9 protein-coding genes are annotated in these 10,590 nt (G+C 49.1%); 1 reads left to right on the top strand and 8 read right to left on the bottom strand.

Annotated features, from left to right (window positions below; translation table 11 throughout):
- Window positions 1-108: 108 nt before the first annotated feature.
- Window positions 109-561: an NUDIX hydrolase gene (locus CLOSYM_RS10020; protein WP_003503501.1), complete on the top strand. Its 453-nt coding sequence runs from the start codon at window positions 109-111 to the stop codon at window positions 559-561.
- Window positions 562-657: 96 nt separating this feature from the next.
- Here the strand turns inward: CLOSYM_RS10020 and CLOSYM_RS10015 are convergent, their stop codons facing one another.
- The 8 genes from CLOSYM_RS10015 to ruvA form a co-directional block, all read right to left on the bottom strand.
- The gene (locus CLOSYM_RS10015) at window positions 658-1,983 is read right to left on the bottom strand and encodes an MFS transporter (protein WP_021642047.1); all 1,326 of its coding nucleotides are present in this window, start codon (window positions 1,981-1,983) and stop codon (window positions 658-660) included.
- Between the two features lie 174 nt (window positions 1,984-2,157).
- Window positions 2,158-2,919 (bottom strand): sulfite exporter TauE/SafE family protein, encoded by a 762-nt coding sequence (locus CLOSYM_RS10010; RefSeq protein WP_044902342.1) that lies wholly within the window; start codon window positions 2,917-2,919, stop codon window positions 2,158-2,160.
- 147 nt (window positions 2,920-3,066) lie between these two features.
- Window positions 3,067-4,590 (bottom strand): peptidoglycan D,D-transpeptidase FtsI family protein, encoded by a 1,524-nt coding sequence (locus tag CLOSYM_RS10005; protein ID WP_044902341.1) that lies wholly within the window; start codon window positions 4,588-4,590, stop codon window positions 3,067-3,069.
- The gene (locus CLOSYM_RS10000) at window positions 4,580-5,905 is read right to left on the bottom strand and encodes an FtsW/RodA/SpoVE family cell cycle protein (protein WP_044902340.1); all 1,326 of its coding nucleotides are present in this window, start codon (window positions 5,903-5,905) and stop codon (window positions 4,580-4,582) included. The genes CLOSYM_RS10005 and CLOSYM_RS10000 overlap by 11 nt, the downstream gene beginning before the upstream one ends.
- Window positions 5,906-5,913: 8 nt before the next feature.
- Entirely contained in the window at window positions 5,914-8,196 is a 2,283-nt protein-coding gene (locus tag CLOSYM_RS09995) for a U32 family peptidase (protein WP_044902339.1), read from the bottom strand.
- Window positions 8,197-8,312: 116 nt separating this feature from the next.
- Window positions 8,313-8,753 carry a cell division protein ZapA gene (locus tag CLOSYM_RS09990; RefSeq protein ID WP_003503480.1) on the bottom strand — a complete coding sequence of 147 codons (441 nt, stop codon included), beginning with the start codon at window positions 8,751-8,753 and terminating at the stop codon, window positions 8,313-8,315.
- A gap of 7 nt (window positions 8,754-8,760) precedes the next feature.
- Window positions 8,761-9,750 (bottom strand): Holliday junction branch migration DNA helicase RuvB, encoded by a 990-nt coding sequence (ruvB, locus tag CLOSYM_RS09985; RefSeq protein ID WP_003503477.1) that lies wholly within the window; start codon window positions 9,748-9,750, stop codon window positions 8,761-8,763.
- 24 nt (window positions 9,751-9,774) lie between these two features.
- The gene (gene ruvA / locus CLOSYM_RS09980; protein WP_009296620.1) at window positions 9,775-10,386 is read right to left on the bottom strand and encodes a Holliday junction branch migration protein RuvA; all 612 of its coding nucleotides are present in this window, start codon (window positions 10,384-10,386) and stop codon (window positions 9,775-9,777) included.
- Window positions 10,387-10,590 lie beyond the last annotated feature (204 nt).

The following is a 10,590-nucleotide window of genomic DNA, read 5'->3' as shown; positions in this document are numbered from 1 at the left end:
TCCGCTGGCCTGCGGCGGCGTCCTCACCTGCTTATTTAAATCTTGCATATTATCAGAAAAAGCGTTATACTTGATGCAATATAAGCTAACACACCAGGAGGAATTGCAATGATTGAGGCAACGAGCTGCGGCGGTGTGGTTATTTTTCGAGGTAAAATTCTGGTTTTATATAAGAATTACAAGAACAAATATGAAGGTTGGGTTTTACCAAAGGGAACTGTAGAACCGGGTGAAGATTATAAAGAAACGGCACTCCGGGAGGTAAAAGAGGAGACAGGTGTATCGGCCTCCATCATAAAATACATCGGTAAGAGCCAGTATTCGTTCAATACGCCACAGGATATGGTGGAAAAAGATGTGCACTGGTATCTGATGATGGCTGACAGCTATTACAGTAAACCACAACGGGAGGAATATTTTATCGATTCCGGATATTACAAATTTTATGAAGCCTACCACCTTCTGAAATTCTCCAATGAGAAGCAGATTCTGGAAAAGGCATATAATGAATATCTGGACTTAAAGAAGAGTAATTTATGGGGCAATAAAAAATATTTCTGAAGAAAGGCGGGGGACATCGCAGCTGTAACGTTACGATGTCCCCCGCCTTTTCAGATTGTCTGACTGCCTGTAAAATACAAGTACGGTACGTTTTCATCAAGCTGACTTCTTCGCCAGTTCCCTTATATGACGATTTTTCCTGAAATACAGGCAGGTTAACACACCCGCGGCTCCCAGTATGGCGTACAGCATTGCTGCACCGGAGCCCTTTCCGGTTCCGAACAGCGCTGTAAACACACCATCCGGTCCCTGGAGGCTCATAAACGGCTCAAAGACACGATCCACCAGGGCGCCTCCCAGCAGATATCCCACCGGAATTGTAAAAAACTGCAGTGAATTTCTTACGGAATAGACCCTTCCCTGCATCTCCACCGGTATATGGATACGTAGCAGAACGTCTAAATTGGCATTCATCAGCGGTATCATCAGCCAGCCGAGAACGGCGCCGAAACACCACACCGGCATACTCCGGCCAAATGCCAGAAAAAAGTTCTCCGTACACATGGAAAACATCAGAGAATTGCAAATGACCCTGACCCTGTTTTTGGGCGCAGGCAGTGCGGAAGCGAAAATGCTGCCGACTAGACTGGCAAAGCCTGTGAATGTGTTGAGGGCACCAAGCGCCGTCTTACCGCCTCCGGCTCTCGATAAAAGCATGGCAGGCAGCGCTGCTTCATAGACGGAAGCGATCAGGTTGACAGCTGACAGAAAGAGTATCAGTCCGAGAATCCCCCTGTTCTCCTGCAGAAAATGCAGCCCCTCTCCCGCCGATTTCAGAAAAGACTCACGGTTCTCCCCCTTCTCCTTCTCCGCTTTCGGTATGCGGATAAAAAAAGCCAGCGAGATAAATGCCGTCCCAAAGCTCATGAAATCAAACAGGATAACCGCATCCATTCCCGCAAAAGCCAGGACAGCCGTCGCTATCATCGGCGTCAGTATCGTTACAAGGGAGTTGGAAAATGCCTTCAATCCTCCTATCCGCTGATACTGCTCTTTCGGAGTCAGCAGGCTTACCGCCACCTCCGAAGCCGGCTGCTGAACCGAATTAGCCATGCCGTTGACTGCGTTAATCAGATAAAGATGCCATATCTCAAGACGCCCGCCTTTTAACAGACTCCATACAATCAGGGTCATTAAAGCCGCCAGCGTATCGCACACCAGCATGGTTTTCTTCTTGTCCCACCGGTCGCTCAAAGCTCCGGCAAAGATACTTAACAGGACATACGGCGCATAAGAGCAGACTGCCAGCAGCGCTGTTGTGAGCGCCGAGCCCTGCCTCTCGTAGGACCATATAATAAGTGCAAAATTTGTCATGGAACTGCCCAGCGATGAAAATGCCTGCGTACCCCATAATATCAAAAAGGCGTTAAGGCCTTTCAGAGTTTTTTTATTTATTCTGTTTTGTTTATTTATGAAAAACATATGACTTTGCTCCTTTTATCTTTTTATTCAGATAGAGTGCAAAGCCTGCAGGACGTATTTACTCCATGCAGTCCGTCCCGTATCAGACCTTGCATGGAGCTGTGTCAATGCATAGTTTCATATCAGTTTTCCTCCTAAAAGAACATTTCGCAACAGTTCAGACAGCATGAACTGTTACAGCATTTCAAATATCAGTTTGACTATCAGCACCGCAGCTATTACAAGCATCATCGGACGTATGAACCGGGCTCCCTTCCGGATTGCCATTCCGGAGCCCGCGTAGCCCCCTAAAACGCCGCAAATGGCGACGGGAAGCGCATAATTCCAGAGTATCTTTCCTGCCAGTAAATAAGAAATCGTTCCCGCCAGAGTGGAGCTGAAAACAGCTACCTTGGCGTTGCCGGAAGCCCTGGTCAAATCATATTTAAGCAGCTTTGTATAGATTATTATTGCCAGCGTTCCGGAGCCCGGACCCAGCATACCGTCATAGGCTCCCATCGCAATCCCCGTGAAAATCCAGAAGCCGATTTTCCTGTTTCCCGTCACTTCGTCGGAGTGATCCTCTTTCGGATACTTTTTATTAACCAGAATCAGGATCGCAACAAAAGGCATGGAGCCCAGCAGCATCAGGCTCAAAGCCCGGTCCGGCATCCAAAGCACAATCTTTGAGGCAAGGACGGAACAACAGAACGTAACGGCTCCCACAAAGAACGCCGCCTTTTTGTCAATCAGGTTATTCTTCAGATACCGTCCTGCCGACATAGCCGTACTGATATTACAGCACAGCTTATTGCAGGCATAGGCGTTATGTACGGGCATGCCGGTAAACAGGTAAGCCGGGAGGGAGAGAAGGCCTCCCCCTCCGGAGATTGCATCCACAAAACTGGCCAGAAACATAATCGGGCACAAAAACAATAATGACGTTATATAATCCATACTCATCTCCAGTAACATTGAATTGTTGCAGCAGTTCAGCCATGATGTATTCGCGAGGTGTTTTCGCGAAACAGTTCAGACAGCATGAACTGTTTCGTTTTTGCTGCTATTTGCGAAAATTATAACTATTGTTGTATAACCGGGGAATTACTGCTTTTCAAAATAGGCGTCAAAGACCGCCCTTGCTATCGGCGCGGCCACCTTTCCCCCCGAACCGGCTTCCTCCGCAATCACACTGATTGCTATCTTCGGATTCTCAGCCGGTGCATATCCCACAAACCAGGAATGTGTCTCTTTCCCCGTCTCAAACTCAGCCGAGCCGGTCTTTCCCGCAGCCGTATACCGATCTGTTCGCAGCGCGGAACCTGTGCCAAAATCCACAACGCTCTTCAGCAGCTCCGCCATCATCTGGGCATCGGTTGCAGAAAGAGGACTTCCGGCCGACGAGGGCAGGAACTTCTTGACCGTCTGGCCGCCTACGTTCTCCACATGATCGATCAGGTACGGTTTCATTAACGTGCCGCCGTTGGCAATCGCTGAAACAATCAAAAGATTGTGCAGCGGCGTAATCTGCGTCTTGCCCTGTCCGATAGACGTTTGAAGTTTTTCCCATTCATCGGCCCCGCCTGTCATTGTAAAAGAACTTTGATTATAGGGCAGTGCATATGGCAGCGGCATATTAAACAGGAGCTGCTCCGCCAAAGCGTGGAAACTGTCGGGGTTCAACTGAAGGCCAATCTCTGCAAATGCCCCGTTACAGGAATTTGCAAATGCCTGGATCAGATTCTGCTGCCCATGCGATTCACTGTGATAACATTTAATCGTATATTCCCCGGCGTGATACGCTCCGCTGCAGTTAAAGGAAAAATCCTGCCAGGTGGAAGGGTTTTCCCGGATGTATTCAAGAGCCGTTAAAATTTTAAATGTGGAGCCGGGAGCATACAGTCCCTGTGTCGCACGGTTTACAAGCTGCGCCTTCGTGTTATCCGGCGCAATCAGCTCCTGCCACTTCTCATCCACCTGGTTTGCATTAAAATTCGGCTGCGAAACCATACAGAGAATCTTCCCTGTATCCGGTTCCATGGCAATGACCGCCCCCCTGTTATTTCCCAATGCGTCGGAAGCCGTCTTCTGAAGATCCAGATCAAGCGTCGTCACTACATTGTCTCCCAGATTCTTCTCACCGCGAAGCTCATTAATCACCTTCTCCACCAGATTGACATGTGAAGAAAGAAGATAAAAATTAGCCAGTGATTCAATCCCGGTTTTACCGTTCAAACCAGAATAACCCACGGAATGAACGAACAGGTAGTCAAACGGATAATAGCGGGTCTCTGTTTTGTCGGAAGCAACTCTTGTTTCCGCCAGAACCGTCTTGTCGCTGCTCAGTATACTTCCCCTTATAATCCGGTCTGAAAACTGATCCAGCCGTGCATTATATGAACTGCCAATCACATTCTCACTCTTAAACTGGATAAACCAGCCGAGGTATGCGGCCATCATGATAAACAATGCGGCAAACCCATAGGTGAGCTTTAATATATTTTTATTGGCCTTCGCTCTGCTGTCACCGGAATCCCTGCGTTTTTTCGTATCTTTCTTCTTTCCGCCGGGGCCGAAGCGTTTTTCCGTTTTTTTCTCTTCCCGGGAGCCGTGATCTTTAAGCTTCATAATCTTCCTCCTCTTCTTCATTTCTCTTCAGGATAAAAAGTCCCTGAATAACGCCGAACAGGATAAACGTACTCAAAATCGAGCTGCCGCCATAGCTGATAAAGGGCAGTGTCACACCGGTGGACGGAATGAACTTGATGACGCCCCCGATGGTCAAAAACACCTGGACGATGTATACAATGCCGAGTCCGAAAGCAATCAGCTTGTAAAAAACGGCCTGCATCTTCGTCGCTATCAGCATAAACTGAAGAAAACATCCAAGACAAATTAAAATGATACAGAGGGCAAAGATGCCTCCCAGCTCTTCCGATATGGCCGCAAAGATAAAATCCTTCTCCACAACCGGAATCTTCTTCGGCATTCCCTGATAAAGCCCCATTCCAAACCATCCACCGGTGCCGATGGCAAAAAGCGCCTGTGTAACCTGGTAACCTTTTCCTGCAATGTCGTTCCATGGATTCTGCCAGGCCTCCACGCGCACCCGGACATGGGAAAACAATTTATAAGCCACTGCTGCCGCCATGACACCGCAGCCTGCGCCCGCCCCCAGATAAAACCAGTTCGAAGTTGCGATAAAAAGCATCAGCAGATAGGTAACGAAAAAAATGAGAGCGCTTCCCAAATCCTTTGAAATCACCAGCACCAGCACATGAGCCGCAGCCACCACCGTCGTAATTACTATCGTCCTGAAATCAATGGAACGGTAAAACATCGTTGCAACAAAGAAAACAAAGCTGATTTTGACAAATTCAGACGGCTGGAAAGAAAACCCGCCCACATTAATGGACAGCTGGGCGCCGAAGCTGGTACTTCCGAGAACACAGACCACCAGCAGAAGAAAAAGACCGATTGAGCCGTAAACCCAAGGAATCTTAGCAAGCTGCCACGTTCTGTCGATGATAAACGGAATCAGCATAGTTACTACTGCCGCCACCGCGGCAATTACAAACTGCCTGACCGCCCTGTCAAATGAAATTCTGGACAGCATAATAAAACTGACACACAGGAGCATGCAGGTGTTATTCAGAAGCAGTCTTGATAAATTGTGGTAAAACATCCTGTAGAAGACCTGATAAAGCAGGAAAAACAGAAACTGGGCTCCGAAAAACATCAGCATCTTCTCTTCCTCTGTCCTCAAATAGATCACCGCATAAGCCAGCACATGGATAAAAAGCATGGCAGCATTCTGAAGCCTGCACACCCTGTTTCTGGAATGCTCATCCGGCATAGCAAAAAATCGGAAATTATAGTATGTGTAAATTGCTATCAGCAGTATCATCAGATACTTTGATAATGTTGTAACAAGATTAATCACACTCTCACCTACTCGATCCCTCGTTTAAAATGGCCTCTCGTGAACTCACCCGGGAGTTCCGTTTCTCTGCCCTCCAGAAAGCTGCCAGAAAAGGCTCTGATTACCGCCCTGGTTTCTTCCCGGTTCTCCGTCGTAAAATTAAGCCTCAGGCTCTCCGGGCCCAGCCCGTCAATCCTGTGCCTGTCCTTTAAAAGTGACAGCGGGCTTGTATTATAAATCGTATTATAGCAGAAACGGCAATGATTCTTTACCGGAAATTCCTTGCCCATCCTGTCCCGCAGGAATAACAGCTCCGGCTTTTTCTTACAGGAATCCACCGTCTTTTTCATGCACTGGGCCGTCACCATCATGGGAAGGCGGCCGTAAACAATCAATTCCCCGCCCCGGCATCCCATGTCTTCAAGTTCTCTGCTGTTAAGCTCTACCGGAAGCGTCAGGCGGTGCCGGAAACCGGAAACCATCTTTGCCGTCATCTTCTCAGCGGCTCTGTTCATCGTATATATTCCATAATCCATGATCAGAGTCAGGTCTTTCAGCTGCGAATATTCCCCGGCCCACTCCTTTAAAAGCCCAATCTCTTCCCAGGCCCGGATTACGGCTCCGTCAAAACCGGCGTTTGCCAGAAGCTCTTTGTTCGCATCAAAATAACGGAAAGCCTCTTCCCTGAAAATGTGCGGCAGCACCAGGAAACACCGTTTCCCAGCATGATGGCAGCGGTTTGCCAGCTCATTCCATAAAACCGCGTCAAAATGAGCGCTGTCCAGATAAATGCCGTCCACGCTGCCCTCCTCCAGAACCGTCTCAAACTGTTCAGGCTCTTCAACGGATACGTTCAGGCTGTAAAGTCCTTTTCCGAGGCCGTCCTTATCCTCTGCTCCGGATTCAGACATGTCCGGGGTAGTTTTACATTCCGAAGCTCCGGATTCCCTCTCCGGGGGCAGCTTCTTTATCTTCCGTCTGAAGGATGACTGTATTTCTTCCTCCAAAGCGGCAAATCCCCGCCTTCTCAGCTCATTCAGTTCCTGGACAGGAACAAAGGGATTGCCTTCCATCTCTACATTAAGCTTCCTGAAATAAAACGGAGTATTTCCGGTCTTCCCAATCTGCTTTGCGATTTTTTCCTCGGTTACAGGCTGATTCTTTGCCTGCTGTGCCTCTTCACCTGCTACCGTAACTTCGACCGTCTCAGGCATCTGTCCATCCCTCATGTTTCTCTCGAAACGGAGTGTCAGTGAGAGCAGTTCTCCCTCTTTTACAGCAACCGTGCCGCTGACCGGCTCCTTCAGTTCTGCCTCCACATACGTCTCGTCAAGGTACTGATACAGTTCTCTGTTTTCCTGGCGGAATGACGGTTTTTCCTTCATAACCACCATATCGCGTCCGTTATGCTGCCGGTAGTACCCCTCCGTCTGTCCGCCCCGGTCGAAAAGATCCAACAGCCTCTGCCGGTCTTCCTTCTCGACGCGGTAGCCTTTCCTCCCCTTTTCCAGGTACAGATCCACATACTTTCTGTATATGCTGACCACCCCTGCCGTATAGCGCGGACTCTTCATCCGGCCCTCGATTTTCATCGAATAGATACCTGCCTCCACCAGTTCCGGCAGAATATCGAGAGTACAGAGATCCTTCAGGCTGAGAACATACCGTTCCTCTTTATTATTTAACGTTTTTCCATCCCTTTTCACTTCAAACGGAAGACGGCAGGTCTGCGCGCATCTGCCCCTGTTTCCGCTTCTTCCTCCGATCAGGCTGCTGAACAGGCACTGGCCGGAATAACAGTAGCAAAGGGCTCCGTGGACAAAGCTTTCTATCTCTGCTCCGGTCTGCTCATATATCTTTCGGATCTCCTGCAGAGACAGCTCTCTCGCCGTAACGATACGGGATGCCCCCAGCCCCATCATCAGTCCGGCTCCCTGAGGGCCGGTTATCGTCATCTGGGTACTGGCATGCACCGGTAAATCCGGAAACTTCTCCTTTATATAGGAAAACACTCCCATATCCTGAACAATCGCCGCATCCAGCCCCTGCCTGTAGTACGGTTCCAGATATTCATAAAGTCCTTCCAGTTCTTTTTCCTTAACCAGTGTATTGACAGTCAGATAGAGTCTGCATCCATGCAGATGCGCATAATCAATAGCCTCAAGCAGCATATCTTCACCGGGATTATCGGCATAGGCCCTGGCGCCAAATCGGCTCCCGCCGATATAAACGGCATCCGCACCGGCTGCCACCGCTGCTTTCATACTTTCAAAAGAACCGGCCGGAGCCAGAATTTCCACCTTGTTTTTCATAATATCCAACTCCATTTTCTAAAAAAGACGACAGGCTGATGTATTACGAATCCTGTTAAAGAATTTCGTTTCCATCAGCCTCTTTCATCTGTAAATGTACGCGCTGCTTTCCGGCCTTACTTCCTGGCCTGCTCCTCTTTTTCCGCTTCTTTACCGCGGGAATGTTCCAGAGTTTCCAGCGCTTTATACTTTTCCAGCTCCGCTCTCATCGCTTCCAGCTTCATCTGGGTGCTTACCAGTTCATGTTTCAGGCGGTATGTCTCCTTCTCCAGTTCTTCCTTCTGAACCGCCAGAAGTCCGGCATGCTCTCTCTCCTTGAAATAATCATCGGCAATATTCAAGTATGTCATAACATTCTGATAATCCTCCGGCTGCTTTCTGAAGCCGTCCTGTCTATGCAGTCCGGCAATCTTGTCATTCAGATAGCTGGCTACCTGCTGAAGGTATGTCTCTTCCTCCAGGCCGCCAAGCGTATATATTTTTCCGGCAATTAAAACGTCTGTATAATTCTTGGAACCCATCTTTTCTCCATCTTCTCTTTCATTCGTAATATTCATTTACTTTTTATCCCAGGCCCAGATGATGATACGCGGCTTCCGTAGCCACCCTTCCCCTCGGTGTCCGGTTGATAAAACCGTTCATCAGAAGATACGGCTCATAGACATCCTCCAGCGTTCCGGAATCCTCTCCCAGCGCCGCGGCCAATGTATCGAGGCCTACAGGGCCTCCCGAAAATTTCTCAATCATAATCGTCAGAATAGCCCGATCGTTATTGTCCAGTCCCAGCTTATCCACATCGAGTATATCCAGGGCAAAATCGGCAACCTCTTTTGTAATCACACCTTCGTACTTAACCTGGGCAAAATCCCGCACCCGTTTCAACAGACGGTTGGCAAGTCTCGGCGTCCCTCTGGAGCGCCTTGCAATCTCATATGCGCCCCTCTCATCTATCTCCACCTTCATGACTCCGGCAGAGCGGAGAATAATCGTCTTTAATTCCTCCGGCATATAGAAATCCATCTTCTGAATGATACCGAATCTGTCCCGGAGGGGTGCCGTAAGAAGGCCCGCCCGCGTCGTTGCTCCCACCAGGGTGAACTTCGGAAGCTCAAGCCGGATGGATCGCGCCGTGGAATCCTTCCCCAGCATGATGTCAATCGCGTAATCTTCCATCGCCGGATAAAGCACCTCTTCCACCTGGCGGTTCAGCCGGTGGATTTCGTCCACAAACAGGACATCACCTTCCTGAAGCCCGTTCAGAATCGCCGCAATCTCCCCCGGTTTTTCAATCGCCGGTCCTGAGGTCACCTTCATCTTTACGCCCATCTCATTCGCAATAATGCCGCAGAGTGTCGTCTTGCCGAGTCCCGGAGGGCCGTAAAACAAGACATGGTCAAGAGCCTCTCCCCTCGATTTGGCTGCGTCAATAAAAACCTTCAGCGTAGACTTTATCTTCTCCTGGCCTATATATTCATCTAAATACTGGGGCCGCAGGCTGCTTTCTATGCGCTTGTCCTCTTCTGTAATCTCAGTTGTTATAATTCTCCTGCTCATATTACACTTCCTGCTCTCCCAATCTTATAAAAATGCCAGATACTTCAGTGATGCCCTGAGCACTGCCTCCGCATCCATATCCTCTGTTATCTGCACATTCTTCACCGCCTTCGATGCCTCCAGGTTTGAATAACCCAGAGCCACCAGTGCCGTGGCTGCTTCCCTGCCCGCCTCCTGCATGAGGGGCACGGAAGTTCTTTCTTCCGTATCTGCGACGGAAGCAAGCATTTCTTCCGCACTGACTTTATCTTTCAAATCCAGGATAATTCTCTGGGCCGTCTTGGCGCCGACTCCCGGGGCCTTTGAAATTGCCTTCGCATCGCCCGTCAGAATTGCCAAACGCAGATCATCCGGACTCAGAGCCGACAGGATTCCTAACGCTCCCTTAGGCCCGATTCCGTTCACTCCTATCAGTCGCCTGAACATGTCCAAATCCTGGCGGTTCAAAAAACCATAAAGGCTGAGATCATCCTCCCGGACCTGAAGGTATGTATATATCTTCACTTCTTCTCCCAGAGGCGGCAGCACCTCCAGAACGGACAGCGGTACGTAGATTCCCAGTCCTACCGGACCTGCTTCCACTACAATCCTGTCTCCCGACTTTTCCGCCAAAGCACCTTTAACATATGAAATCACGGTTTTCTCCTTATGCATACTTCACTTACGCCCCTGCTGCAGAGGCCGTCCGGCATCTCTGCGCCGGTTTGCTGCCGGTTCCGAGATGTTTTTACCAGAACCTGCTATCCACAATATCATACCATACCAGTTTAAGCAATGCAAGGTGTGTCGAACAAATATTCTGGTTTAAATGGAGATTTAGTTAAGCAGGTGAGGACGCCG

It is taken from the genome of [Clostridium] symbiosum ATCC 14940 (genome assembly GCF_000466485.1).
Classification (GTDB): Bacteria; Bacillota; Clostridia; order Lachnospirales; family Lachnospiraceae; genus Otoolea; species Otoolea symbiosa.
Note: the sequence above shows the minus strand (reverse complement) of the source record. Positions and strands in the feature narration are given on the sequence as shown.

Bases quoted from the DNA above. Each gene is read 5' to 3' on its own strand.
- CLOSYM_RS10020 (WP_003503501.1), top strand. From the start codon at position 109: ATGATTGAGGCAACGAGCTGCGGCGGTGTGGTTATTTTTCGAGGTAAA.
- CLOSYM_RS10015 (WP_021642047.1), bottom strand. From the start codon at position 1,983: ATGTTTTTCATAAATAAACAAAACAGAATAAATAAAAAAACTCTGAAA.
- CLOSYM_RS10010 (WP_044902342.1), bottom strand. From the start codon at position 2,919: ATGGATTATATAACGTCATTATTGTTTTTGTGCCCGATTATGTTTCTG.
- CLOSYM_RS10005 (WP_044902341.1), bottom strand. From the start codon at position 4,590: ATGAAGCTTAAAGATCACGGCTCCCGGGAAGAGAAAAAAACGGAAAAA.
- CLOSYM_RS09995 (WP_044902339.1), bottom strand. From the start codon at position 8,196: ATGAAAAACAAGGTGGAAATTCTGGCTCCGGCCGGTTCTTTTGAAAGT.
- CLOSYM_RS09990 (WP_003503480.1), bottom strand. From the start codon at position 8,753: ATGAATATTACGAATGAAAGAGAAGATGGAGAAAAGATGGGTTCCAAG.
- ruvB (WP_003503477.1), bottom strand. From the start codon at position 9,750: ATGAGCAGGAGAATTATAACAACTGAGATTACAGAAGAGGACAAGCGC.